Origin of the sequence: Streptomyces sp. NPDC090025 (assembly GCF_044748125.1) — a bacterium.
Classification (GTDB): domain Bacteria; phylum Actinomycetota; class Actinomycetes; order Streptomycetales; family Streptomycetaceae; genus Streptomyces.
In genome coordinates this window covers 162552-188594 of sequence record NZ_JBIVFL010000016.1, presented here as the reverse complement: position 1 = coordinate 188594, position 26043 = coordinate 162552, and the positions used below count along the sequence as shown (strand labels likewise).

The 26043-nt window shown below is 73.7% G+C and carries 21 protein-coding genes; 15 read left to right on the top strand and 6 right to left on the bottom strand.

Annotated elements, in window-relative coordinates:
- Window positions 1–7 precede the first annotated feature (7 nt).
- Entirely contained in the window at window positions 8–205 is a 198-nt protein-coding gene (locus tag ACIPXM_RS29970; protein WP_401661862.1) for a helix-turn-helix transcriptional regulator, read from the bottom strand.
- A 262-nt stretch (window positions 206–467) separates the two neighbouring features.
- Window positions 468–1400 carry a sugar phosphate isomerase/epimerase family protein gene (locus tag ACIPXM_RS29965; RefSeq protein WP_401661860.1) on the bottom strand — a complete coding sequence of 311 codons (933 nt, stop codon included), beginning with the start codon at window positions 1398–1400 and terminating at the stop codon, window positions 468–470.
- Window positions 1401–1561: 161 nt separating this feature from the next.
- On the opposite strand from ACIPXM_RS29965, the gene iolC reads away from it, so the two are divergent.
- From iolC to mmsA, 4 genes are read left to right on the top strand one after another with little or no spacing between them, the layout of a single operon-like run.
- The gene (gene iolC / locus ACIPXM_RS29960) at window positions 1562–2635 is read left to right on the top strand and encodes a 5-dehydro-2-deoxygluconokinase (protein WP_401661858.1); all 1074 of its coding nucleotides are present in this window, start codon (window positions 1562–1564) and stop codon (window positions 2633–2635) included.
- Between the two features lie 9 nt (window positions 2636–2644).
- Window positions 2645–3544 (top strand): 5-deoxy-glucuronate isomerase, encoded by a 900-nt coding sequence (locus tag ACIPXM_RS29955; RefSeq protein ID WP_401661855.1) that lies wholly within the window; start codon window positions 2645–2647, stop codon window positions 3542–3544.
- Window positions 3541–5433, top strand: coding sequence for a 3D-(3,5/4)-trihydroxycyclohexane-1,2-dione acylhydrolase (decyclizing) (gene iolD, locus ACIPXM_RS29950; protein ID WP_401661852.1), 1893 nt, complete (start codon window positions 3541–3543; stop codon window positions 5431–5433). The genes ACIPXM_RS29955 and iolD overlap by 4 nt, the downstream gene beginning before the upstream one ends.
- A gap of 22 nt (window positions 5434–5455) precedes the next feature.
- A complete protein-coding gene (mmsA, locus tag ACIPXM_RS29945; RefSeq protein WP_401661849.1) occupies window positions 5456–6958 on the top strand; it encodes a CoA-acylating methylmalonate-semialdehyde dehydrogenase in 1503 nt (500 codons plus the stop codon).
- A 105-nt stretch (window positions 6959–7063) separates the two neighbouring features.
- Here the strand turns inward: mmsA and ACIPXM_RS29940 are convergent, their stop codons facing one another.
- Window positions 7064–7498, bottom strand: a complete 435-nt coding sequence (locus ACIPXM_RS29940; protein ID WP_401661846.1) for a GNAT family N-acetyltransferase — start codon at window positions 7496–7498, stop codon at window positions 7064–7066.
- A 120-nt stretch (window positions 7499–7618) separates the two neighbouring features.
- On the opposite strand from ACIPXM_RS29940, the gene ACIPXM_RS29935 reads away from it, so the two are divergent.
- The 3 genes from ACIPXM_RS29935 (at window position 7619) to ACIPXM_RS29925 (ending at window position 11943) form a co-directional block, all read left to right on the top strand.
- A complete protein-coding gene (locus tag ACIPXM_RS29935) occupies window positions 7619–10327 on the top strand; it encodes an alpha/beta fold hydrolase (RefSeq protein ID WP_401661843.1) in 2709 nt (902 codons plus the stop codon).
- A complete protein-coding gene (locus ACIPXM_RS29930; protein WP_401661841.1) occupies window positions 10324–11202 on the top strand; it encodes an ABC transporter permease in 879 nt (292 codons plus the stop codon). Before ACIPXM_RS29935 ends, ACIPXM_RS29930 begins: the two co-directional genes overlap by 4 nt.
- Window positions 11203–11454: 252 nt before the next feature.
- Window positions 11455–11943, top strand: a complete 489-nt coding sequence (locus ACIPXM_RS29925; protein ID WP_401661838.1) for a hypothetical protein — start codon at window positions 11455–11457, stop codon at window positions 11941–11943.
- A 224-nt stretch (window positions 11944–12167) separates the two neighbouring features.
- Here the strand turns inward: ACIPXM_RS29925 and ACIPXM_RS29920 are convergent, their stop codons facing one another.
- Entirely contained in the window at window positions 12168–12878 is a 711-nt protein-coding gene (locus ACIPXM_RS29920; protein ID WP_401661835.1) for a DNA-binding response regulator, read from the bottom strand.
- A gap of 234 nt (window positions 12879–13112) precedes the next feature.
- Between ACIPXM_RS29920 and ACIPXM_RS29915 the strand changes: the two genes are divergently transcribed.
- The 5 genes from ACIPXM_RS29915 (at window position 13113) to ACIPXM_RS29895 (ending at window position 20444) form a co-directional block, all read left to right on the top strand.
- Window positions 13113–14648, top strand: coding sequence for a von Willebrand factor type A domain-containing protein (locus tag ACIPXM_RS29915; RefSeq protein ID WP_401661833.1), 1536 nt, complete (start codon window positions 13113–13115; stop codon window positions 14646–14648).
- 18 nt (window positions 14649–14666) lie between these two features.
- Window positions 14667–15137, top strand: coding sequence for a DUF1772 domain-containing protein (locus ACIPXM_RS29910; RefSeq protein ID WP_401661830.1), 471 nt, complete (start codon window positions 14667–14669; stop codon window positions 15135–15137).
- Window positions 15138–15471: 334 nt separating this feature from the next.
- Window positions 15472–16275 carry a ScbR family autoregulator-binding transcription factor gene (locus ACIPXM_RS29905; protein ID WP_401661827.1) on the top strand — a complete coding sequence of 268 codons (804 nt, stop codon included), beginning with the start codon at window positions 15472–15474 and terminating at the stop codon, window positions 16273–16275.
- 400 nt (window positions 16276–16675) lie between these two features.
- Window positions 16676–17755, top strand: a complete 1080-nt coding sequence (locus ACIPXM_RS29900) for a BTAD domain-containing putative transcriptional regulator (RefSeq protein ID WP_401661825.1) — start codon at window positions 16676–16678, stop codon at window positions 17753–17755.
- Between the two features lie 349 nt (window positions 17756–18104).
- Window positions 18105–20444, top strand: a complete 2340-nt coding sequence (locus tag ACIPXM_RS29895; protein WP_401661823.1) for a helix-turn-helix domain-containing protein — start codon at window positions 18105–18107, stop codon at window positions 20442–20444.
- A gap of 302 nt (window positions 20445–20746) precedes the next feature.
- On the opposite strand, the gene ACIPXM_RS29890 is transcribed toward ACIPXM_RS29895, so the two are convergent.
- Window positions 20747–21970, bottom strand: coding sequence for an IS701 family transposase (locus ACIPXM_RS29890; protein WP_401661820.1), 1224 nt, complete (start codon window positions 21968–21970; stop codon window positions 20747–20749).
- Window positions 21971–22370: 400 nt separating this feature from the next.
- On the opposite strand from ACIPXM_RS29890, the gene ACIPXM_RS29885 reads away from it, so the two are divergent.
- The 3 genes from ACIPXM_RS29885 to ACIPXM_RS29875 all read left to right on the top strand — a co-directional run bounded on the left by ACIPXM_RS29885 (window position 22371) and on the right by ACIPXM_RS29875 (window position 25301).
- Window positions 22371–22907 carry a fluoride efflux transporter FluC gene (locus tag ACIPXM_RS29885; RefSeq protein WP_401661817.1) on the top strand — a complete coding sequence of 179 codons (537 nt, stop codon included), beginning with the start codon at window positions 22371–22373 and terminating at the stop codon, window positions 22905–22907.
- Window positions 22904–23257 (top strand): fluoride efflux transporter CrcB, encoded by a 354-nt coding sequence (crcB, locus tag ACIPXM_RS29880; protein WP_401661814.1) that lies wholly within the window; start codon window positions 22904–22906, stop codon window positions 23255–23257. The genes ACIPXM_RS29885 and crcB overlap by 4 nt, the downstream gene beginning before the upstream one ends.
- A gap of 181 nt (window positions 23258–23438) precedes the next feature.
- Window positions 23439–25301 (top strand): APC family permease, encoded by a 1863-nt coding sequence (locus tag ACIPXM_RS29875; RefSeq protein ID WP_401661811.1) that lies wholly within the window; start codon window positions 23439–23441, stop codon window positions 25299–25301.
- 101 nt (window positions 25302–25402) lie between these two features.
- Here the strand turns inward: ACIPXM_RS29875 and ACIPXM_RS29870 are convergent, their stop codons facing one another.
- Window positions 25403–26008, bottom strand: a complete 606-nt coding sequence (locus ACIPXM_RS29870; protein ID WP_401661808.1) for a hypothetical protein — start codon at window positions 26006–26008, stop codon at window positions 25403–25405.
- Window positions 26009–26043 lie beyond the last annotated feature (35 nt).

Genomic DNA, 26043 nt, shown 5'->3' with positions numbered 1-26043 from the left:
GACCGGGTCAGTCCCGGCGGGGCCGGTTGCCGGGACGGTTGGCGACCCAGGCCCGGATGGTGTCCGCGTACCAGTAGGGCTTCCCCGACTCCACGACGTCGGGGGCGGGCAGCAGTCCGTGCTTGCGGTAGGAGCGGACGGTGTCCGGCTGCACCTTGATGTGCGCGGCGATGTCCTTGTACGTCCAGAGCCTTCTGTCCGTCATGCGTGGCACCTCTCCTGCGTGCCCGGCAGCGGCGGCGGGGGCGCCGTCGGGGGAGCTGCCGGACCTCACTGGCGATCACCCAGCGGTGATCACTGAGCCTGTGCCCGGAGAACGCCCGCCTTCCCCGGCCGGAGAGCGCCTGTCGAACGCCTGTGACCAAAAACCCGCGTAATGGAGATATGCGTGACGAAGGAGCGACGGTCATGACGTACGTGACACATCGTCATCACCGTGATGAGTCACCCCGGAAGGGCCGGAGCGGTCACACGCCGCAGGAGCGGAGGAAACGCCGGGTGCGGACGGCGATCGGATAAGGAGCGTCCGGCTCGCACGGGTACATGTCCTGCTCGACGATGGCGAACAGGTCCACGTCGAGCGCCGCCGCGGCGGCGAGCACCGGCTCCAGGGCGGGCACCCCGGCCGGCGGCTCGCACATCACCCCGCGGGCGACCGCCGGACCGAACGGCACCTCCTCCGCGACCACCCGCGCCAGCACCGCCGGATCCACCTGCTTCAGATGCAGATAGCCGAGCCGCTCCCCGTACGTCTCGATCAGCTTGACGCTGTCGCCGCCGCAGTACGCGTAGTGCCCGGTGTCCAGACAGAGCGAGACGAGCGCGGGGTCGGTGGCGTCGAGGAACCGGGTGACGTTCTCCTCGCTGTCGATGTGGGTGTCGGCATGCGGATGGACCACGACCTGGAGCCCGTACCGCTCCCTGACCTCATGGCCGAGCCGCTCGGTCAGCCCGGTCAGCGACCGCCACTGTCCGGGCGTCAGGACCCGGTCCTCCAGGACCTCGCCGGTGCGGTCGTCGCGCCAGAACGACGGGATCACCACCAGGTGGCGGGCACCCATGGCCTGCGCGAGGGCCGCGTTCTCCGCCACGTGCGCCCAGGTCCTGTCCCACACCTCGGGGCCGTGGTGCAGCCCGGTGAACACGGTCGCCGCCGACACCTTCAGCCCCCGGCTCGCGGTCTCCTCGGCGAGCAGCGCCGGATCGGTCGGCAGATACCCGTACGGACCGAGCTCGATCCACCCGTACCCGGCGCCCGCCACCTCGTCGAGGAACCGCTGCCACGGCACCTGCCGCGGATCGTCGGGGAACCACACCCCCCACGAGTCCGGGGCGGAACCGATCCGGATCCGGGAGGAGACGGGCGACGACGGGACCTGGGCGGCGGACGGATTCGTCATGAAAGCCACCTTGCGGGCGCCACCGGAGGCCGTCAAGACGTCGTCGGGACCGGCTCCGGACCCAGGTCCGAATGTCCGGACATACCGTTGACAGCGTCCATGACCCTGGATAGACCTGGGCACATGGGCCCTTCCCGGGCCGGAGGCGAGAGGTGACCGCGATGACGGACCAGGGCGTGCCGTACGACCTGATCACCATGGGGCGGCTCGGCGTCGACCTCTACCCGCTGCGGACCGGGGTGGAGCTGGCCCGGGTCGAGACCTTCGGGAAATTCCTGGGCGGCTCCCCGGCCAACGTCGCCGTCGCCGCCGCCCGGCTCGGCAGCCGCACCGCGCTGATCAGCCGGACCGGGGCCGACCCGTTCGGCGACTACCTGCACCGCGAACTGCGGGCGTTCGGCGTGGACGACCGCTGGGTGACCCCGGTGCCCGCCTACCCCACCCCGGTGACCTTCTGCGAGCTCTTCCCGCCCGACCACTTCCCGATCCACTTCTACCGCCACCCCAAGGCCCCCGACCTGGAGATCCGGCCCGAATCCCTGGACCTGCCCGCGCTGCGGACCGCCCGCGCGCTGTGGGTCACCGGCACCGGCCTCAGCGCCGAACCCAGCCGCGCCGCCACCCTCACCGCGCTCCGCGAGCGCCCGCCGTCCGCGCCCCTCACCGTCCTCGACCTCGACTGGCGCCCCGCCCTCTGGGACGGCACCGCCGCCGACGCCCGCCCGCTGTACCGGGAGGCCCTGCGGTACGCCACCGTCGCCGTCGGCAACCTCGACGAGTGCGAGGTCGCCACCGGCGAACGCGAGCCCTACGCCGCCGCCCGCGCGCTGCTCGCCGCCGGGGTCCGGCTCGCCGTCGTCAAACAGGGCCCCAAGGGGGTCTTCGCGCTCGCCGCCGACGGCACCACCGCCGAGGTGCCACCGCTCCCCGTCGACGTGGTCAACGGCCTCGGCGCGGGCGACGCGTTCGGCGGCGCGCTCGCCCACGGACTGCTGTCCGGTCCCGGCCAGGAGCCGAACCGGGACCTGGAGACGGTGCTGCGCCGGGCCAACGCGGCGGGCGCGATCGTGGCGGGCCGGCTGGCCTGCTCGTCCGCCATGCCGTACGCCCACGAGATCGACCGGGCGCTCGCCGCGGGCGACGCCACCCTCCCCGACCCCTACGGGCCCGCCGCCCCGGTCTCGGGGTCGGGAACCCGGGAGAACCCCGAGGTGAGGGCGGCGGACAACGGGTAGGCACAGATCATGGACACCACGCTCCCGCTCCACGTCCCCGCCGGGACCGCCGCCCGCGGCCCGTACGCGCTCGACATCGACCCCGACCGGGCCGGCTGGGCGCACAGCTCGCTGCGCGTGCTCGACCTGCCGCCGGGCGGAAGTCACCACTTCGAGACAGGGAACAGTGAATGGGTGGTGCTTCCGCTGTCCGGGGGCGGTACGGTGCGCGTCGAGGGGGAGATTCTCGAACTCGTAGGCCGCGCAAGCCCGTTCGACAGCGTGTCGGACTTCGCCTACGTGCCCAGGGACGCCCACGCCCAGATCGCCTCCGGTGCGGGAGGCCGCTTCGCTTTGGCAGGAGCGAAGTGCGAGCGACGACTCCCCGCACGCTACGGCCCCGCGCCGGAGGTTCCCGTGGAGACCAGGGGCAGCGGCAACCGCACCCGTGAGGTGCGCAACTTCGCCGCGGCGGGCGTGTTCGACTGCGACCGGCTGATTGCCGTCGAGGTGATCACCCCCGGCGGCAACTGGTCCTCCTACCCGCCGCACAAGCACGACGCGCACCACCCCGGCACCGAATCGGTCCTGGAGGAGATCTACTACTACGAGGTCGCCGGACGCCCGCTCGCCGGACGCCCGCTCGCCGGACGCCCGCTCGCCGGGCCCGAGGTCGCCGGGCCAGGGGCCGCCGGAGCCCGCCGCGACGGCTTCGCCTACCAGCGGATCACCCCCTCCCGCCCTGGCGGCGCCGAGCTGCTCGCCGAGGTCCGCACCGGCGACGCCGTCCTCGTCCCCGACGGCTGGCACGGCCCGTCCATCGCCCAGCCCGACCACCCGCTCTACTACCTCAACGTCATGGCGGGCCCCGGCCCCGAGCGGGCCTGGCGGATCAGCTTCCACCCCGACCACACGGAGGGATACGCATGAGCAGCGTCGTCCGGCTCACCGTCGCCCAGGCCCTGGTGCGCTTCCTCGCCGCGCAGCACACCGAGCGCGACGGCGTGCGGCGCCGCCTGATCACCGCCACCTGGGGGATCTTCGGCCATGGGAACGTGGCGGGCATCGGCCAGGCCCTCGTCGAGCACGCCGACCTCATGCCGTACCACCAGGGCCGCAACGAACAGGCCATGGTCCACGCGGCCGTGGGCTACGCCCGCCAGTCCCGCAGGCTCAGCACCCACGCCGTCACCACCTCCATCGGCCCCGGCGCCACCAACCTGGTCACCGGCGCCGCGCTCGCCACCGTCAACCGGCTCCCGGTGCTGCTGCTGCCCGGCGACACCTTCGCCACCCGGCCCGCCGACCCGGTGCTCCAGCAGCTGGAGGTGCCGTGGGCGGGCGAGGTGTCGGTCAACGACTGCCTGCGCCCGGTGTCCCGCTACTTCGACCGGATCACCCGCCCCGAGGCGCTGATCCCGGCCGCGCTCGCCGCCGCCCGGGTGCTCACCGACCCGGCCGAGACCGGCGCGGTGACCCTCGCGCTGCCGCAGGACGTGCAGGCGGAGGCGTACGACTGGCCGGCCGAGTTCTTCGCCGAGCGGATCTGGACCGTCCGCCGCCCCCGCCCCGACCGGGCCGAACTCACCGCCGCCGTAAGGGCGCTGCGCGCCGCCGAGCGCCCGCTCGTCATCGCGGGCGGCGGGGTCAAGTACAGCGAGGCCGAGGACGCCCTGCGGGTCCTCGCCGAGCGGGCCGGGCTCCCGGTGGCCTGCACCCAGGCGGGCAAGGGCGTGCTGCCGTTCGACCATCCGCACGACGTCGGCGGTGTCGGCCACACCGGTACGGCCCCGGCGAACGCGCTGGCCCGCACCAGCGACCTGGTCATCGGCGTCGGCACCCGCCACTCCGACTTCACCACCGCCTCCGGCACCCTCTTCCGCCCCGACGCCACCCTGCTCAACATCAACATCACCGGCTTCGACGCCCATAAACAGGCCGCGCTGCCCCTGGTCGGCGACGCCCGCGAGACCCTCACCGCGCTCACCGAAGCCCTCACCGGCACCGCACCGGCCGCCACAGCCGCGGCCGTCAGCCCGGCCCCCGCCCCCTGGTCGTCCGCGCGGCGCGACTGGCAGGGCTCCGTGGCCGCCGCCTACGCCACCCCGGACCCCGCCGCCCGCCCCACCCAGACCCAGGTCCTCGGCGTACTCGACACCCTGGTCACCGGGGACGACATTGTGATCAACGCCGCCGGCTCCCTGCCCGGCGACCTCCACAAGCTGTGGCGGCCCCGTTCGAGCGACCAGTACCACGTCGAATACGGCTACTCCTGCATGGGTTACGAGATCCCCGCGGCCATCGGCGTCTGCCTCGCCGCACCGGGGCGGCCCGTCTGGGCGCTCGTCGGCGACGGTACGTACCTCATGAATCCCACCGAAATCGTCACCGCCGTCCAGGAGCGACTGCCCCTGAAGGTGGTGATCCTGCAGAACCACGGGTACGCGTCGATCGGCGGCCTCTCGGAAGCCGTCGGCGCCGAACGCTTCGGCACCGACTACCGGTTCCGCGACCCCGACGGCCACTTCACCGGCCCGCCGCTGCCGGTCGACCTGGCCGCCAACGCGGCCTCCCTCGGGATGCGGGTGCTGCGCGCCCACACCGTACGTGACCTGCGGGAAGCCCTCACGGACGCGCGCGCCGCCACCGTTCCCACATGTGTCTACGTCGAGACCGAAACGGCAGACAGTGTGTCGGGCGCGCCCCCCGCCCAGGCGTGGTGGGATGTGCCCGTGGCCGAGACGTCGACCCGCCCGTCGGCGGTCAAGGCCCGCGAGGAGTACGACCGGCACGTCACCGCCCGACGGCGCCATCTCTGAAGGTCTCTGAAGGAGCAACGCAATGACGAAGACCGTCCACCACTGGATCGGTGGGAAGACCGTCGAGGGCACGTCGGGCAACTGGGGCCCGGTCACCGACCCGGCCACCGGCGCGGTCACCACGCGGGTGGCCCTCGCCTCCGTCGACGAGGTCGACGCCGCCGTCGCGTCCGCCAAGGCCGCGTTCCAGACGTGGGGCACCTCCTCGCTGGCCCAGCGCACCACGATCCTGTTCCGCTTCCGCGCGCTGCTCGACGCCAACCGCGACGCGATCGCCGAGCTGATCGTCGCCGAGCACGGCAAGGTCCACTCCGACGCCCTCGGCGAGGTCGCCCGCGGCCTCGAGATCGTCGACCTGGCCTGCGGCATCACCACCCAGCTCAAGGGCGAGCTGTCCACCCAGGTCTCCAGCCGGGTGGACGTGGCCTCGATCCGCCAGGCGGTCGGCGTGGTGGCGGGCATCACCCCGTTCAACTTCCCGGCCATGGTGCCGATGTGGATGTTCCCGCTGGCCATCGCCTGCGGCAACACCTTCGTCCTCAAGCCGAGCGAGAAGGACCCGTCCCCGGCGATGAAGATCGCCGAGCTGCTCGCCGAGGCGGGCCTGCCCGACGGCGTCTTCAACGTGCTGCACGGCGACAAGGTGGCCGTCGACCGCCTCCTGGCGCACCCGGACGTCGCGGCGATCTCCTTCGTCGGCTCCACCCCGATCGCCCGCCACATCCACACCACCGCCTCCGCCAACGGCAAGCGCGTGCAGGCGCTCGGCGGCGCGAAGAACCACATGCTGGTGCTGCCCGACGCCGACCTCGACGCGGCCGCCGACGCGGCGGTCTCGGCGGCGTACGGCTCCGCCGGTGAGCGCTGCATGGCGATCTCCGCGGTCGTCGCGGTCGGCTCCATCGGCGACGAGCTGGTGCAGAAGATCCGCGAGCGCGCCGAGAAGATCAAGATCGGCCCCGGCAACGACCCGACCTCCGAGATGGGCCCGCTCATCACGGCCGTCCACCGTGACAAGGTCGCCTCCTACGTGCACGGCGCGGCGGCCGAGGGCTGCGAGGTCGTCCTGGACGGCACCGGCTACACCGTCGAGGGCCACGAGAACGGCCACTGGATCGGCCTCTCCCTGCTCGACCACGTGCCGACCACGGCCAAGGCGTACCAGGACGAGATCTTCGGCCCGGTGCTCTGCGTGCTGCGCGCCGACACCTACGAGGAGGGCCTGGCCCTCATCAACGCCTCGCCGTTCGGCAACGGCACCGCGATCTTCACCCGCGACGGCGGCGCCGCCCGCCGCTTCCAGCTGGAGGTCGAGGCGGGCATGGTCGGCGTCAACGTGCCGATCCCGGTGCCGGTGGGCTACCACTCCTTCGGTGGCTGGAAGGACTCGCTCTTCGGCGACCACCACATCTACGGCAACGACGGCATCCACTTCTACACCCGCGGCAAGGTCGTCACGACCCGCTGGCCGGACCCGTCCGACGCCCCGGCGGGCGTGGACCTCGGCTTCCCGCGCAACCACTGAGCGAGGCGGGTCTCCCGTGATCTCTTGAAGGTCCGGCCCCCGGTGCGCGTTCCGACGCGCGCCGGGGGCCGGACCCGTTCCGCTCCCCGAGCGGCCGGACACGACCTAAGGGGCGTCCGGCGGGAAGGTCCAGCCCCGCATCGTGAACGTGCCCTCGTCGACCGCGCCCGCCGCCGTGTACGTGCGCAGCGCCGCCTCGTTGTCCAGGTCGACGCCGACCCACATGCCGTAGCAGCCGCGCGCCCGCGCCTCGGCGGCGAGGGCCTCGGTGAGGGCGCGGCCGAGACCCTGGCGGCGGTGGGCCTCGGCCACGCACAGCTCGTACAGACAGAGTTCGACGCCCTTGTCGGGGTGGCGCATCTCGATGCCGGAGACGAAGCCCGCGACGGAGCCGTCCGGCGCGTGGCCGATCAGCATGAGGTGCCCCGGCGCCGCCAGGAACGCCGCCGCCCACTCGGGGCGCGGCGGCGCGTCGTACAGCGGTGCCGCCGCGAGGAGTTCGGGCACGGTGGTGGCCCGCCGGATCTCAAAGCCGCCCATGAAGCCTCCGCGTACCGCGTCTGGTGTACGCCGACGCTACCGCGTACGCCCGAAGGAGGCCGCCGAGTTCCGCCCCGGGGCATGCGTGTCCGCCCACCCGGGCCGCCTAGGCTCGATGACATGCAGCTGCGACTTCCCCGGAGGGGCCTTCCGCGGTGGGCCGCGCTCGGCGCCGTCCTCGCCGTGCTCGTCGGCGGCGCCGGTACCTGGACCGCCGTCGCCTCCGACGACACCGCGTCCGTCCGCCGCGCCGACCGGATGCTCGACCTCGACGGCGTACGGCTCGACACCTCGTACTTCACCTCCGGCGGCGACGGCCGCCGCCCCGCGGTCCTCATCGGCCACGGCTTCGGCGGCTCCAAGGACGACGTCCGCGCCCAGGCCGAACGGCTCGCCCGCGACGGCTATGCCGTCCTCACCTGGTCGGCGCGCGGCTTCGGCGCCTCCACCGGCCGGATCGGGCTCAACGACCCGGAGCGCGAGGTCAAGGACGTCAGCAGGCTGATCGACTGGCTCGCCGCACGCCCCGAGGTCCAGCTCGACAAGAAGGGCGACCCCCGGGTCGGCGTCACCGGCGCCTCGTACGGCGGCGCGGTCTCGCTGCTCGCCGCCGGGCACGACCAGCGGGTCGACGCGATCGCCCCGCAGATCACGTACTGGAACCTCGCCGACGCGCTGTTCCCGGACGGCGTCTTCAAGAAGCTGTGGGCGGGGATCTTCTTCTCCGCCGGGGCGGGCCCGACGGAGGGCAGGAGTGGGCCCCAGGACAAGTCTCAGGCCGGTGCGTGCGGGCGCTTCAGCCCCGAGGTCTGCGCCCTCTACGAACGGGTCGCGGTCTCAGGCCGTCCCGACGCCGCGGCCCGCGCCCTTCTGGAGGCCCGCAGCCCGTCCGCCGTCGGCGACCGCATCAAGGTGCCCGCGCTGATCGTGCAGGGCCAGACCGACTCGCTCTTCACCCTCGGCCAGTCCGACGCCATGGCCAAGGCCCTCACCGCCAACGGCGCGCCCGTCGCCGTCGACTGGACGGCCGGCGGCCACGACGGCGGCGACCGCGAGACCGACCGGGTCGAGGGCCGGATCGGCGCCTGGTTCGACCGCTATCTGAAGCAGGACGCGGCCGCCGACACCGGCCCGGCGTTCCGCGTCAGCCGTACCGGAGGAGTCGACTCCACCGACGGCAGGGCCACCCTGCGCGGCGCCACCGCCGACCGCTACCCCGGCCTCGCCGGCGACCCGGTCCGCGTCCCCCTCACGCCGACCGGCGCCGCTGCCCGTACGAGCTCGGGTACGGGCTCCGCCTCGGCCTCCGCCACCTTCGCCAACCCCGCCGGGGCCAACCCGCCCGCGATCTCCGCCGTGCCCGGCCTCGGCGGCGGTCTGGCGCAGTTCTCCTCGCTCGGTGTCGGCCTGTCCCTCGACTTCCCGGGCCAGTTCGCCGCCTTCGACGCCCGCCCCCAGGCCACGCCGCTGCGGATCACCGGCTCGCCGACCGTCCGCGTCAAGGTCACCTCGACCGCGCCCGACGGCGCCGCCGTGCTCTTCGCCAAGGTGTACGACGTGGGCCCGGACGGCCGCCGCCAAGTGCTGCCCGGCCAGCTCGTCACCCCGGTACGGATCGACGGCGCCGCCGCACCCGGCCGTACCGTCGACCTCACCCTCCCGGCGATCGACCACGAGGTCGCGGCCGGCCACCGGCTGCGGCTGGTGCTCTCCGCGACCGACCTCGGCTACGCGTCGCCGGTCGCCCCCGCCACGTACACCGCCGCCGTCGAGGGCCCGCTGACCGTGCCGACCGCGCCCGCGGTCACCACCCAGGCGGCCGGGCTGCCCTGGTGGGTGTGGGGTCTGCCGCTGATCGGCCTCGGCGTCGCGGCCGCGCTGCTGCTGACCGCCCGCCGCCGGACCGCCGCGCCCGCGCCGGACCCGGCGCTCGCCGAGGTGCCGCTGCAGATCACCGGCCTGTCGAAGAAGTACGCGGGCGGCGAGCGCTACAGCGTCCGCGACCTGTCGTTCCGCGTCGAACAGGGCCAGGTGCTCGGCCTGCTCGGCCCCAACGGCGCGGGCAAGACCACCACCCTGCGGATGCTGATGGGCCTGATCACCCCGGACGAGGGCGAGATCAGGGTGTTCGGCCAGGCGATCCGGCCGGGCGCGCCGGTGCTGTCCCGGGTCGGCGCGTTCGTCGAGGGCGCGGGCTTCCTGCCGCACCTGTCGGGCCGGGCGAACCTGGAGCTGTACTGGCAGGCCACCGGCCGCCCCGCCGAGGACGCCCACCTCGACGAGGCGCTGCGGATCGCCAACCTGGGCGGCGCGCTGGAACGTTCCGTCCGCACCTACTCGCAGGGCATGCGGCAGCGCCTCGCCATCGCCCAGGCCATGCTGGGCCTGCCCGACCTGCTGATCCTGGACGAGCCGACGAACGGCCTCGACCCGCCGCAGATCCGCGAGATGCGCGAGGTGATGATCCGGTACGCGGCGGGCGACCGTACCGTCATCGTCTCCAGCCACCTCCTCGCCGAGGTCGAACAGTCCTGCACCCACCTGGTGGTGATGGACCGCGGCGGCCTGGTGCAGGCGGGCCCGGTCGCCGAGATCACCGGCAACGGCGAGACCCTGCTCGTCACCGTCGACGGCCCGGTGTCGGACGAGATCGTGGCGAAGCTGGACGCGGTACGGGTGGAGGGCGGCCTGCTGGTCCGCCTCACCGACCGGACCGCCACCGCCCTCATCGCCGAACTCGTCCGCCTGGACGTGCCGGTGACCGGGGCGGGCCCGCACCGGCGTCTGGAGGACGCGTTCCTGACCCTGATCGGAGGAGAGACCGCATGACCGCCGCCCAGGCCCCCGCGCCCGCCCCCGCTGTCACCGCGCCGGGCTACGCCCCCGGCCGCACCCTGCCCCTGCGGGTGGAGGCGGTGCGCCAGCTGAAGCGCCGCCGCACCCTGGTGATGGGCCTGATCCTGGCCGCCCTGCCGTTCGTCCTGATCGTCGCCTTCGCGATCGGCGGCGACCCGGACGGCTCCGAGACCGGCCGGATCACCCTGATGGACACGGCGACCGACTCGGCCGCCAACTTCGTGGCGACCTGCATGTTCGCCTCGGCGGGCTTCCTCCTGGTGATCCCGGTGGCCCTGTTCTGCGGCGACACGGTGGCCTCGGAGGCGGGCTGGTCCTCCCTCCGCTACCTCCTCGCGGCCCCGGTCCCGCGCGCCCGGCTGCTCTGGTCCAAACTGGCCGTGGCCCTCGGCCTGAGCGCCGCCGCGATGATCCTCCTCCCCCTGGTCGCCCTCGCGGCGGGCACCCTCGCCTACGGCTGGGGCCCCCTCCGCATCCCCACGGGCGGCGAACTCCCCGCCGACACTGCCCTGCTGCGCCTCGGCATCGTGGTGGCCTTCGTCTTCGTCTCCCAACTCGCCACCGCGGGCCTCGCCTTCTGGCTCTCCACCCGCACCGACGCCCCCCTGGGCGCGGTCGGCGGCGCGGTCGGCCTGACGATCGTCGGCAACGTCCTGGACGCCGTCACGGCCCTCGGCGACTGGCGCGCCTTCCTCCCGACCCACTGGCAGTACTCGTGGATCGACGCGCTCCAGCCCCAGCTGGAGTGGTCGGGCATGGCGAAGGGGGCGGCGATCTCGGTGACGTACGCGGTGGTGCTGTTCGCGTTCGCGTTCAGGGGGTTCGCGCGGAAGGACATCGTGTCCTGACGGCGTGACGGCGTGACGGCGTGACGGTCGTGGTCGTGCCCCGGCGGGAGCGGCCCCTGGAGATTGTTCCAGGGTGTCGAGATCGATGATCGCGTGGAACTGGACGCGCCATACTGTGGGGACGGTCCGTGGGGACGGACCCGAACATCACGTGCCTTGGGGGAGGCCATGGGGAGTTTCGCGTTCTCTCTTGGGACGAACGGAACGAAAAGGGAAGTTCTCTGGCGAGGGTCCTACCGGATTCTCTCCGTCGTGCTTCCCCTGGGGGCGATCGCCGCCGCCGCGGGGTGCGCCCTGCGGATGCGGGATTTCGGCGTCGACGGTGACGGTTTGGGGGTTTTGGCGGTTCTCCTCGCGCTCATCCCGCTGGTCCGCCGGATCTGCGGATCGCGCGTCGTGATCGAGGCAGGGGTCATCACCGTCGTGAACCCGCTGACGACGTACTCGATTCCGGCGAGTTCCGCGAGATACGCGGCCACCGGGCGGGATGGCACCCTGACCCTGTTCCTTCGCGGGGACGAGTCCGTCCGGTCCGTGGGATTCGCCGGATCGATCGTCGACGGCCTTTTCGGCAGCTCGGCGGAGCGAGCGGCGGGGCGGGTCGACGACTGCATCAGGTCGCGGAGGAAACGATCTCAGGGCAGTGGGGTGAGCACGCATTTCACGGTGTCACCGCTCGCCGACCTGGCCACCGTCGCAGCGGTGGGCCTCGGCATCGCCGCCGTCGTCGTCGGCAACTGAGTCAATGCGGTGCGGCGCCTCTCGGCCTCGTGGCTGGTTTTCGATGTCAAAGGTTTCCGGAGATCTGCGATCCAATGGCATGGCGAGCGTGATGAGGAATGCAGAGGTATCGGGTTCCGGCGATTCTGGTCGGCGCGGTGTTTCTTGCGATTTCCGGCGCGATCGTCGTGGCCCAGACCATCCACCTGATCCAGAGCTGAGCGCGAGCGGCACCCGCCGCGCCCTCACACCCACCCCCTCCGAGCCGCTTCCGCCCCCGCGCGGAAGCGGCTCGTCGTGCCCAGGGCCGCCATCAGGTCGCCCACCCGGCGGCTGTACGTGCGCGGGGACATGCCCAGGCGGGTCGCGGCGGCCTCGTCGGTGAGGCCCGAGAGGAGGGCGTCCAGGACCGGGCGGAGTTGTGGGGGGAGGTCGCGGGCGGGTGGGGTGAGGCCGGTGAGGTCCTGGCTGGTGTCCCAGGCCGTGTGGTGGGTCCGGACCAGGGCCTGGACCACCACCGGGTCGCGGATCAGGAGCAGGCCGTTGTAGTGGAGTTCGAGGTCGAGCGGGACCGCCGCCACCGTGCGGTCGATCACGATCATCTTGAACGGGATGGTCTCCGCCACCCGCGCCCGGCCCGGCAGCCGGAGCGCGCCCGCCACCACCGGCAGCGCGGTGCGCGGCACGATCCGGCGCACCTCCCCGGCCCGCTCCGCCGCCGCCCGCATGCACGCTCCCGCCAACTCCAGGAACGGCTCGGGGATCGCACGCGACGCGGAAGCGGCCGGATCGTCGAACGTCAGCAACTCGTGCCGCGCCGACGCCGCCAGACCTGCCAGGGCCGCGCTGACCCGGCGGGTGCCGCGGACCGGGCGCCCCGGCGGGCGCTGCGGCTCCGGGCCGGCGCGGCCCATCGCCGATCGCGCGAGCATCACGGAGCCCGCAGTCTCTCCCACCGCTGACCACCCCCGCCCGATCGGTGTGCAACTCCATGTACGCACGTGACTGCGTACGGTGACAACCCCTGTTGACAAGGATGGCGAATCCCTGCCACCACCGCGCGCCCCCGGCGCCGTTGCCGCATTGAGATCCATCCGCAACTCCTTCGTCTGCTCCTTCCCGCCCGCTCGCGCGTCACATTCACAAGTGCCGCCTCCCGCACGGGAGATGACGAGATGGGGGAACCGATCATGCGACGACGACCCGAACGGGCAGCAGGAGCGGCGCTCGCCGCCCTCCTCGCCGGAGCCCTGCTGCTCACCGGCTGCGGCGCGGGCGCCGACGGCGGGCGCACCAGCGCCGACCACGCCTCCGGCAAGCGCCCCGCGCCCGCCCCCGGCCAGGTCGCCCCCGACCAGGACCGGCCCGGCCAGGAATCACCCGGCTCCCGCGACATCGCCCCCGCCCCTCGGCTCTCCACCTTCGCCCTGGACGTCGACACCGCCTCGTACGGCTACGCCCGCCGCACCCTCGCCGAGGGCCGGCTGCCCGACCCCGCCGACGTCCGCTCCGAGGAGTTCGTCAACAGCTTCAAGCCCGACTACCCGCGCCCCAAGGACAACGGCTTCAGCGTCACCCTCGACGGCGCCCGCAGCGACGCCGCCGACTGGTCGCTGCTCCGGGTCGGCCTCGCCACCCGGCCCAGCGAGGGCGAACGCCCGCCCGCCGCCCTCACCTTCGTCGTCGACGTCTCCGGCTCCATGGGCGAACCCGGCAGGCTCGACCTCGTCAAGCAGTCCCTCCGGCTGCTCGCCGACGAACTGCGCGACGACGACTCCGTCGCCCTCGTGACCTTCAGCGACCGCGCCGAGGTCCGGCTCCCCATGAGCCGGGTGGGCGACAGCCGAGGCCGGATCCGCGACGTCGTCGACGGCCTCGCCACCAGCTCCTCCACCAACGTCGAGGCGGGCGTCCGCACCGGCTACGACACCGCCGTCGAAGGCCGGCGCAAGGGCGTCACCAACCGCGTCGTGCTGCTCTCCGACGCCCTCGCCAACACCGGCGACACCGACGCCGACGGCATCCTCGAACGCATCGACACCGAACGCCGCCGCTACGGCATCACCCTCTTCGGCGTCGGCGTCGGCAGCGACTACGGCGACGCCTTCATGGAACGCCTCGCCGACAAGGGCGACGGCATGACCACCTACGTCGCCACCCCCGCCCAGGCCCGCAAGGTCTTCGTCGACCAGCTCCCCGGCCACCTCGAACTCCGCGCCCGCGACGCCAAGGCCCAGGTCGCCTTCGACCCGCGGACCGTCGCCGACTTCAAGCTCATCGGGTACGAGAACCGCAAGGTCGCCGACGAGGACTTCCGCGACGACCGCGTCGACGGCGGCGAGATCGGCGCCGGGCACACCGTCACCGCGCTCTACGCCGTCCAGCTGAAGCCCGGACAGCGCGGCAAGGTCGCCACCGCCACCGTCCGCTGGCTCGACCCCGCCACCCGCGCCCCGCACGAGCGCTCCGCCACCGTCGACACCGCCGCGCTCACCGCGCCGATCTGGGGCGACGGCCACGACAGTCTGCAACTGACCGCCATCGCCGCCTACTTCGCCGACCGGCTGCGCGGCGGCCACGTGCCCGGCGCGCCCCCGCTGTCGTCCCTCGCGGGCCGCGCGGGCACCCTCGCCGAACGGGCCCGCTCCGCCTCCGTACGGGAGCTGGCCGAGGCCATCCGGCAGGCCGACGCCCTCGGCGGCGGCGACGACCCGTACGCGAGCTGATCGGCCATGATGGACCGCATGGCCGCCCTGCTGCTCGCCCTCGCCATCGTCTCCACCGGCCTCTACGCCGGATTCATGCTGATCTTCCAGACCGGGATCATGCCCGCCCTCGCCCGGCTCACGGACGAGGAGTTCGTCCCCGCCATGCGGCGGATCAACGAGTACGTGCCGAAGCCGGTGTTCCTGGTCGTCTTCCTCGGCGTGGTGGCCTTCCCGGCCGCCGCGCTGTTCGTCCCCGTCGACGGCCGCACCGGCACCCAGAAGTGGCTGGTCCTGGCCGGCCTGGTGGCCGCCGTCGCCAACCACCTCGTCACCGCCGCCGGGAACATCCCGCTCAACAACGCCCTCGCGGCCTCGACCGACCAGCCGGCGGCCGCCGTCCGCGGCGCCTTCGAGCGCCGCTGGAACGGCCTCCACCGGATCCGCACGCTGCTGATCCTCGCCGCGTTCGGCCTCCTCACCGCCTCGGCGGTCGTCACCGGGGGATGAGGACGCGGGGTCCGGGGCACGTACTCCGGTACGGCTCCGGCCCCGGCCCGTACCCCGACCGGAGGGTCGGTTTTCTGGTCGCCCTCTGTGACAGTCCAGGCTTCCGGTATACCGTCAGGTTGGTGCCAGATTCACCGACCTGACGTTCTCTTACCTGGCGTGCTCGAAATCGTCGCAGGTCAGAGCAGTATGGGAGGAGGTCGGCGGGCTTGTGGGTTCACTGCGAACATGGCTTCGGGTATCTTCCAGCTGCCGGAAAATAAGGTACCCCTAGGTTTGTTTTCTCGGGCCACCGGGATGCCGGTTCGGGCGCGATGAGAGGGACGTGACTCCCATGGCGAAACAGGATCGGGCGATTCGCACCCGCAGGGCGATCCTGGAGGCGGCGGCCGCCGTCTTCGACGAGCGGGGCTACGAGGCCGCCAAGCTCTCCGACATCCTGGCGCTCGCCCAGGTGACCAAGGGCGCGCTCTACTTCCATTTCGACTCCAAGGAAGACCTCGCGCACGCCGTCATCGACGCCCAGGTGTCGGTGGTGCCCACCCCGCCGCCGCAGACCAGCAAGGTCCAGGAGTTCGTCGACGTCGGCATGGTCTTCGCGCACCGGCTCACCGTCGACCGGGTGCTCAGCGGCAGCGTCCGGCTCACCCTCGACCAGGGCGGCCACGACCTCAACCGCAGCGGCCCCTACCGGGAGTGGACCGAGATAAACCTGGCCCTGCTCCAGGAGGCGAAGCGGCGCGGCGAGCTGCTGCCGCACGCGGACCCGGCAGAGGTGGCCCCGCTGGTCGTCGGCGCCTACGCCGGGCTCAATCTGATGACCCACGCCCTCGAGGGCGACCGTTCCTCGATGGAGCGCTGGGCCTCCGCGCTCTACCAGCATTTACTTCCCAGCATCGTGGTCCCCGCCGTCCTGACCATGCTGGACCTGGAGCCGGGCCGCGGCGCCCGCGCCCTCGGTGACGACGGCGAGGAGCCGGACGGTGAGGACCCCGACGGCGGGGAATCCGGCGTTCAGGAATCCGCCACCCCGGCCACCCCCGGCCCCGGGACCGCGCACCCCTCCCACCTCGTGCCCCGCGCCGCTCATCTCCCCCCGGCCCCCCACCTCCCCCCGGCCCCGCGCGTCCCGCACTGACGTCCCCGCGCCCCGCCCCCTCCGTAGCCCCGTACCTCTGAGGCCCGCTGCCGTGCAGCGGGCCTTCACCGTGTGTGCTTCCGCGAGTGCGCAGGGCATGCCATGGTGAACGGAAAGAAGACCGTAGTGCCGGTTTTGGGGAACTCCTGGCCGGAAGGTGCCCGCACCGCTGCCTGAAAACGAGTGCGAAACCATACCCCCGGGTTCTGTTAGTCGAGGCGTGAGTACGTTTCCTCACCCCTTGACGACCTGTTGATGGCCCCAAGTCGGCCTAAATGGGACAAAAATACCGTCCCAACGGTCCAGTGATTCCGTACCGTCCGGTTTCTTATTGACATGCCGCGCGGTCTCTTTTCTAATCGTCCAGGGTCATCCCGCGCACAGACACTGAGGGGGCAAGGTGGACGTCCGGATCCTGGGGGGACTGTCGGTCAGCGAGAACGGGGTGTCGGTCACCCCGACCGCCGCCGCGCCACGACAGCTCCTCGCACTGCTCGCCGCCTGCGCCGACCAGGTCGTGCCGGTCTCCGTCCTGATGGACGAGATCTGGCCGTCCGGCGCGCCGCGCGGCGCGCGCGCCGAACTCCACTCGCACATCCTCGGGCTGCGCGCGCTGATCGCCGCCGCCCTGCCGGAGGCCCAGGACCGGACCGCCGGTGCCGCCGGGACCGCCGGTGCCGCCGGGACCGCCGGTGCCGCCGGGACCGCCGGTGCCGACGGGCCCGACGGGTCTGACGGGGGCGCCGGCCGTACGCCGGAGACCGTGCTCTCCGCCCAGTCCGGCGGCTACCGCCTGGACACCGGCGGCGGTTCCCACGACGTCTGGCAGTTCGAGCGGGCGGCCGGTGCCGGATACCGCGCCATGGAGGCGGGCGACCTCGCCCGCGCCGCGCTCCGGCTCGGCGAGGCGCTGGCGCTCTGGCGCGGCGAGCCCTACGCGGGCGTCGACGCCGGACCCCGGCTGCGCACCGAGGCCGAGCGTCTGGAGATTTCCCGGCTGAGCGTGCTCGACCAGTGGGTGGAGGCCCAACTGGGCCTCGGCCGCCATGCCGAGATGGTCCCCGAGCTGGCCGTGCTCGCCGCCCGGCACCCGCTCAACGAGTCGATCCACGCCCAGTTCATGGTGGCCCTGCTGCGCTGCGGCCGCACCGACGACGCGCTCCTCGCTCACCAGCGGCTCTGCGCCGCGCTGCGCGCGGACGGCGGCCGGGAGCCCTCGGCCCGGCTGCGCCGACTGCACCGTTCGCTGCTGACCGTACGGGACTCGGCGCGGCCCCGGGTTCCGGCGCAGGCGCAGGGCTCGCGGCCCCGTACCGCCCCCCGTCCGGCGTCCCACCCCCAGGCCCAGGCCCCGACCCAGATGCAGCCCCAGACCCAGGCCCAGGCTCAGCCGGTCTCGCTGCCTCCGGTGGCCCCGTACCGCCCGTCGGCGCCGAGGCCGGCCCTCGCGGGCGCGGCGGCCGTCGGTGCGGCGGTCTGAGCCGCCCGCCGGACGGCGGAGCGGCGACCGGACCGGGCACCCCGAGGTCGGCGCTCCCGGGGTACCCGGAAGCGGACACCGCGACCCGGTTCTGACGCACCGTCGGACGAGTCCCGGCCCACGCTCACGCCTCCACCCCGCGATGGGCAAGGTGCCCGCGGCACTGTGTGACCCGCTCCGGGCGGTGGCCCCGGCACACTGGCCGGGTACGGATGCGGCAGAAGGGGCGCGAAGGGTCATGAAGTGGTCGATCTCACCGTTGACCGCCGTGCCCGGCGGATCTAGGTTCGGCGTGCGGTCCGGATGCCCACGGCGGCGTCCGGCACTGCTCGGCAGCGGGGGTTGAGGCATGTCCAGGTACGGCGCGGACGAGAGCGACGGCGCGGACATGGACGCCCTCGCCGTCCTGGAACTGCTCGCCCGGCAGGCGCCGCCCGAGCACTTCGCCGAACTCCTCGCCGGTGCCGAGGCGGCCGGCCGGACCCCCGAGGCACTCGCGCGGCTCGCACGCGCGGTGCACCTCGCGACCGGTGTCAGCCAGTCGCTCGCCCGCCGCGAGCAGCGCGAGGCGGGACTCGACGCCCTCGCCGACACCGCCCGCGACCTCACCCACCCCTATGAACTCGACGACCTGCTCCGGCTGATCGTCCGCCGGGCCCGCCGCCTCCTCGATCTCGACCTGGCCTGCGTCACCCTGCGGGACGCCTTCGGCGTCCGGGTGCTGCACCACGCGGACGGCGGACTCGGCGTCTTCGACCCGCCCGAGCGCGCGGCCGAAGCCACCGGCATGGGCATCGACATGGGTACGGGCATGGGTACGGGTCCGGGTACGGGTCCGGGTACGGGTACGGGGACGGACCTCGGTACGGGGATGGACCTGGGCGCCGGTACGGGCATGGGGCGGCCGGAAGCCGCCCCGCACCCGGAGGGCCTGGGCGCCCTGGTGCACACCCTCGGCGGGCCGGTGTGGACCGAGGACTATCTGACCGACGAGCGCTTCCCGCACCTCGCCGACGTCGACGCGGCCGTCCGCGAGGAGGGGCTGCGCGGCGCGCTCGCCGTACCGCTGCGGGTCGGCGACACCGTCATCGGCCTGCTCTACGGCGCCGACCGCAGGACCCGCCGGTTCAGCGACGGCGAGGCGGGACTCCTCGCCTCGCTCGCCGATCTCGCGGCCGTCGCCACCGAGAAGGCCGGACTCCTCGACCAGACCAGGGCCGAGGTCACCGAACTCGAACAGGACAGTTCGCGCGCCCGCACCGCGCTCACCCGGATGCGGTACATCGGCGAGGCGCACCGCCGGATCATGAACCTGGTGCTGTCCGGCGGCGATCTGCTCGGCGTCGCCAAGGCCGCCGGGGACGCCCTGGACGCCTGCGTCGTCATCCGCGACCCGGGCGGCCGTACCCTCGCCGCCACCGGCACGCTGCCCGGACTCGACGAGGACGCGGTCGCGAAGGCATCGCTCGACGCCCACGCGGGCCGCCGCCCGGTCCGCACCCCCGCCGCCCCGGCGACCCGCCGGTACCAGGCGGGGGAACCGTACGAGGCGGGGGAACCGTACGGCACCGGAGGCATGGCGGGCACCGGCGACGCGTACCCGGCCGGTCTCGCCGGTGGTGTCGTCGGCGGTGTCGTCGGCGGTCTTACGCCCGGCCCCGGGTACGGGATCGGCGGTGCACTCGGCGGCGGGATCGGCAACGGGCCCGTCGGCGGACTCGACCGTGGCCCCGGGGACGAGGACCGGACCTGGGTCGCGCCCGTCATCGCGGGCCCCGAGGACCTCGGCGTGCTCGTGGTCCGCGCCGCGACCCCGCTCACCGGCGAGGACGAGCGACTGCTCGAACTCGCCGCCCAGTCCGTCGCCTTCCTGCTCCTGATGCAGCGTTCCACCGCCGTCGCCGAGGGCCCGGTCCGCGACGACCTGCTCGACGACCTGCTCGCCGAGCCGCAGCACGCCCCGCAGCAGATCGCCCAGCGCACCCGCCGCCTCGGCATCGATCTGCGCAAGCCGCACGTCCTGGTGGTGGCCCGGCCGGAGGGCGGCGAGCAGGGCCGGGCCGTGGTGTGGGCCTCCTCGTACGCGTACCGGCTGGGCGGTCTGAAGACCGTGCAGGGCGACTCCGTCGTCCTGCTGCTGCCGGGCGTCGAGGCGTCGGCCGCCGCCAAGGCGGTGTCCGGCGAACTCGCCCCGCTGCTCGGCCATCCCGTCTCGGTCGGCGCGGCCGGACCCGGCTGGAGTCCGGACAGTGTGAGCCGCCTCTACCAGGAGGCCATGCGCTGCCTGGACGCGATGAGCGCGCTCGGCGGCACGGGCGCGGCGGCGTCGGCCGAGGACCTGGGGTTCCTGGGGCTGCTGCTCTCCGACGACCATGACGTGGACGGCTTCATCGAGACGGCCATCGGGCCCGTACTGGACTACGACGCCGAGCGGTTCACCGATCTCACCCGCACCCTGGAGGCGTACTTCGCCTCCGGCGGCAGCCCCACGAACGCGGCCGAGGCGCTGCACGTCCACCCCAACACGGTCTCGCGCCGTCTTGAGCGGATCAGCGAACTCCTCGGTCCGGAATGGCAGAAGCCCGGCCAGGTCCTGGAGGTCCAGCTGGCGCTCCGGCTCCAGCGCACCCGGGAGGTCCTGGTCCGCCGCCGCGCCGCACTCGGCGCCGACCCGAAGGAAGCCCCCTGAAAGGAAGCTCCCTGAAGGGACGCTTCCTGAGGGTCGGCCCACCGGCTGATATGCGGCCGGTATCCGGCCAATGCGCCACCAGTGCGCCACCGATGCGCCGCCAGTACGTAGCCGGTACGCCGTCATCACGCGGGTACGCCGTCGGTACGCCTTCGGTACGTCGCCGATGCACAGTTCGTACGCACCCGATGCGTGGCCAGTACGACAGGCGGCAAAGGGCAGAAGTACGGGGTCCGGGAGCCCCAACTCCCAGACCCCGGTCCATGGGGCCCCGCCTCAGCCCGCCGCCGGCGGGCGGGGCGTCAGCTCGCCGAGCGGGCGATCGGCACCGTCGCCCCGGCGTACGGGACGATCTCCCGGTCCGCCGCGAGCACCGTCGCCGCGTGCGCGGCCGAGGCCAGCGTGATGTGCCGGTGCCAGCCGCGGAACGAGCGGCCCACGAAGTCCCGCAGGCCCGCGCCCTCGCCCACCGCGCGGAAGTCGCGCTCCACCCGCCGGGACAGCTTGGTCAGCCGCAGCAGCGGGCCGACCGCCGAACCGGTCAGGTCGGTGATCCACAGCCGGGAGGGGGAGCGGCGCGGGTCGTCCCACTCGCCGAGCAGCAGCAGCGGACGCTGCCGCTCGCCCGCCGGGACGGGCAGCGTGACCCGTACCGCCGTCGCGAGCGAGGTGCGCGACGTACGCATCCCGGCCGCCGAGTCCACCCAGCTGACCGGGCGGCGCAGCCCCTTGAGGGACTCCAGGATCTGCTGCGCGGTCAGCGGGCCCGAGCCGAAGCCGGGCAGCGAGCGGTCCGCGACCGTCAGCCGGCAGCCCGCGCCGATCCGCGCCACCACCGGGACCCCGGCGAGCGCGAGCCGGTGCAGGGCGGCCCGCCCGGCGCCGCCGCGGATGTCGAGGAGCAGCGGCTTGCGGGCCACGTCGGGCCAGCGGGCCGCGTCGAGCGCCGCGTTGACCGCGCACTCCTCCATGGTCTCCTCGGCCGCGCCCTCCGGCACCTCGGCGCGGTCGCGCCGGGTGCGGTCCTTGACCCACGGATCGGGCAGGAACAGCCGCCAGTTGACCGGGACGCTGGTCTCCTCCGACGCGAACCAGACACCGAACGCCTGCTGGCCGCGGAACACCTGGCCGCGCTCGGGGTCGAAGCGCCGGTCGACGCCGACCGAGTGCTGACCGGCCTTCGGTATCGGCATCGGGCGCACCACCCACGCCTGCGGCGTGCTGGTCCGCTGCAGATAGCGGGCCAGCTCGGCACGCATCGGCCGCCAGTCCCAGGTGGAGCTGGAGATGAAGTGGTGCAGGCTCTGCTCGGCGGCCGGGCCGCCGATCTGCGCGGCGATGTTCCGGATGGACTTGCGGCCCTGGGCGGTCAGCAGACCGCGCAGATACTGCTCTGCCTTCAGTCGCTGGTCGCGGCGCGGGAAGCCGGAGAACAGCGCGGCGCAGAGTTCGCCGTACACGTCCTCGCTGGCGGTGTCCCGGTGCTCGGCGACGGTCCTGAACCTGGTTGCGACGGATGTACTCACGACACTCACGACACTCCTGCCCTACGAGGTGCGCAGCTCCCTCCCGCTGCACCTCCACGGTCCCGCGTCGCGGCCGCCAGGAGGAGGTGTACCCGGCACCCGTCTGGGCCGAATGATGGTGGCCGGACCACACCCCTCCCCGCCGCGCGCCCCTGACATGCCCCAAAGGCGTTGCGGCGACCGGCTCGTGGCCGGTTCCGATATACCCCGAGGGGGGATCTGACAGACTCGCCGGACGGACTTTGACCGGTGCGTGGCGGCGATCGGAACATCAGGGCGAGGCAGCACGGGCCGGACTCCGGTTAATGCCCCAGGCCGGGGTCCGCGCCTGTGCGCCTCGTCCCGTCCGCCGCCCGGCCGGTTCCGTTCCGGGCGCGGCCCGACCTCGTACCCTGGGCGCATGTCCCAGCGGTCCCAGGCATTCCGCGCGCAGCTCCCCGTCGTCGGGGCGGTCGCCGCGGGCGGCGCCCTGGGTGCGGCGGCGCGCTACGCGGCGGTCCTCGCCTGGCCGACCCCGGCCGGTGCCTTCCCCTGGACGATCCTCACGGTCAACGCGGTGGGCTGCGCCCTGCTCGGCGCGCTGCTGGTGCCACTGACCGAGACCTGGCCCTGGCCCCGTTCCTGGCCCGGGCCGCCCTGGCCCCGGCCCGGTGCCCGTACCGCCGTGGAACCCGACGAGGGCGAGGGCGCCGCCCCGCACCCCCTGCTCCGCCCCTTCCTCGGCACCGGCGTCTGCGGCGGCTTCACCACCTTCTCCACCTACGCGCTCGACACCCAGCGGCTGCTCGCCGACGGCGAGACCGCCCGCGCGCTCCTCTACCTCGGCGGCACCGCCGTCACCGCCCTCGCCGCGGTGTGGACGGGCGTCGCCCTGGCCCGCCGCGCGGTCCGGGCCGCCACCGGCGCCGACGTACGGGACCGGGGGCCGCGCCGGTGAACTGGCTGCTCGTCGTCCTGGGCGCCGCCGTCGGCGCGCCGCTGCGCCACCTCACCGACCGGGCCGTCAAGGCCCGCCTCGGGGACGGCTTCCCCTGGGGCACCTTCACCGTCAACGTCGTCGGGTCGTTCGTGCTCGGGCTGCTCACCGGAGTGACCTCGGCCCGCGCCGGACTGCTGCTCGGCACCGGCCTGTGCGGCGCCCTCACCACGTACTCCACCTTCTCCTTCGAGACCCTGAAGCTGTACGAGTCGGGGGCCAGGGCCCGGGCGGTCGGCAACGTCCTGGGGAGCATCGCCGCCGGGCTCGGCGCGGTCTGGCTCGGCGTCGAGGCGGCGGGCCTGCTCTGACGGGGCCGGGCGTCGCCGCTCCACCCCTTCTCCACCCGTTCGTCCCGTCCCCCGTCAAGATCGCGTCAGGACGGCCGCTCTTTGCGTCAAGACGGCGGGAGGAACGCACGGCCCTGGCCGGATCCCACCCCACGCTGGGGCAGTCCTGCCGAGAACCGCCGTGAAAGGGACCGGAACACCCATGGCCGTCCACCACCTCACCCAGCGCGAACCCGCCGCCGAGGAGCCCCCGGAACCCTCGCGATCCCCGGAGCCCCCGGGCGCCGACGCCGCCGGGTCCCGGCACCGCCTCACCGCGCTCCAGGGGCTCGCCGCCCTCTCCCTCGACGCGATGGCGTCGGTCGCGTACGGGCCCGAGGCCATCGTCCTGGTCCTGGCCGCCGCCGGGGCGCACGGGCTCGGCTTCACGCTGCCCGTCACGCTCGCCATCGCGGGCCTGCTGGCCGTGCTCGTCGCCTCCTACCGCCAGGTCATCGCGGCCTTCCCGGACGGCGGCGGCTCCTACGCGGTGGCCAAGGCCCATCTCGGCCGCCGGGCCGGGCTGGTGGCCGCCGCCTCGCTCGTCCTCGACTACGTGCTGAACGTGGCCGTCGCCGTCACGGCCGGTGTCGCCGCGCTGACCTCGGCCTTCCCCGCGCTGTACGACGACCGGCTGGTGATCTGCCTGGGCGTGCTCGTCCTCGTCACGGCCGTGAACCTGCGCGGGATCGTCGACTCCGCCCGCGCCTTCCTGCTGCCGACCGCCGTGTTCGTGGGCGCGATCCTCGCCCTGGTCGTGGTCGGCCTGTTCCGGGACGCGCCGGTGTCCACCGCCGCCTCCGCCGGGCATGCCTCCGTCCTCGCCGACAACGCCACCACGGTCGGCGCGATGCTGCTGCTCAAGGCGTTCGCCTCCGGCTGCTCCGCGCTGACCGGGGTCGAGGCCATCGCCAACGCGGTGCCGTCGTTCCGCGCCCCGGCCGCCCGCCGCGCCCAGCGCGCGGAGCTCGCCCTCGGCGCGCTGCTCGGCGTCATGCTGATCGGCCTGTCCGTGCTCATCTCGCGCTTCGGCCTCCAGCCGGTCGAGGGCGTCACCGTCCTCGCCCAGCTCGCCGACGCGTCCTTCGGGCACAACGCGGCCTTCTACGTCGTCCAGTTCGCCACCATGGTGCTGCTCGCGCTGTCCGCCAACACGTCCTTCGGTGGACTCCCGGTGCTCCTGAAGCTGCTGGCCAGGGACAACTACGTGCCGCACGTCTTCGGGCTCAAGGCGGACCGGCAGGTGCACCGGCACGGGGTGCTCTGGCTGGCCGTCGTCTCCGCCGCGCTGCTGGTGTTCTCCGGCGGCGACACCAACGCGCTCGTGCCGCTGTTCGCGATCGGCGTGTTCGTCGGCTTCACCCTCGCCCAGACCGGCATGGTCCGGCACTGGGCGGTCCGCGGGCAGTGGGGCAGGGCCGCGCTGAACGGTTTCGGCGCGCTGCTCACCGGGGTGTCGGCGGTGGTCGTCACCGCCACGAAGTTCCACGACGGCGCCTGGCTGATCGTCCTCGCGCTGCCGCTGCTCGTCGCCCTGTTCGAGGCGGTCCACCGGGCGTACGGGCGGATCGGCGAGCGGCTCGGTGTCGGCCGGGTCCCGGAGCCCCCGCACCGCGCCCGCTCCCTCGTCCTGGTGCCGGTCTCCTCGCTGACGCGCGTCACCAGCGAGGCCCTGACCGCCGCCGTCTCGCTCGGCGACGAGGTCCGCGCGGTCACCGTCTGCCACCCCGACCCCGAGGACCTGGCCACGACCGAGGCCCTGGAACGCGACTGGGCCCTGTGGGACCCGGGCGTCCCGCTGGTCCGGCTCACCGCCGAGCGCCGCTCGCTGGGCCGTCCGATCACCGCGTACGTACGGGAGGTGGGCGCCGAACTGCCCGGCGTACGGGTCACCGTGCTCATCCCGGAGGCGGAGCCGGAGCGCCTGTGGCAGCGGCTGCTGCAGAACCAGCGGGGCGCGGTGGTCGCGCACGCGGTGCGCCGGGACACGGACGCGGCGGTGTGCCGGCTGCGGCTGCGGGTCTGAGACCGGGCGCGGGCCCGACACCGACGCCGACACCGACACCGAGGTGCCGCCCCTCCGGGAGGAGGAGCGGCACCTTTCCCGTGTCCGGGGCGGAGGGGAACTCAGAGGCCGGAGACCTTGAACACGTTCTCGGCGGTCTCCCGGTCGATGCGCTGCCGCACCTGCTTCAGGGCGGTGCCGCCGCAGAGCAGCGAGCCGCGCTCGTCCGAGACGCGGGCGGCGGCGTCGACGAGCCGCCACAGCGGCGGGTTGGCGACCAGGACCCGCGGGTCGAGCTCGACGTGCCCGCCGTCCGCGTCGCGCAGCACGAGGTGCTGCGCGACGCCGTTCGACCAGCGGACCGACACCAGCCGGTCGGTCCGTACCGAGCGCCGGGCCCACAGGCCGCGGACGGTGAGCCGGTCGGGACCGGCGCTGACCCGGGCGGGCAGCAGGATCACGAAGAGCAGCGCGGCGAGCCCGATCCAGCCCACGGCGCCGAGGGGGGTGGTGCCGCCGTCGGCCGTGTCCACCGCCAGGGCGACCGCCAACAGCAGCGCGGCGCAGCCGGCGGCGGCCCGCGCCTCGCCGGGCCAGGCCATGTCGTGGACTTCGGTGATTCCGGCTCCGGCTCGGGCTCCGGCTCCGGCACGGGCGTGACCGGCGTCCGGGGCGTCGGGGGGTTCGGCGGGCTCGTGGGTCTCGGCACGTTCCGTCATGCGCTTCATGCAACGGACGCTAGGACCGCGCGGGCTCCCCGACG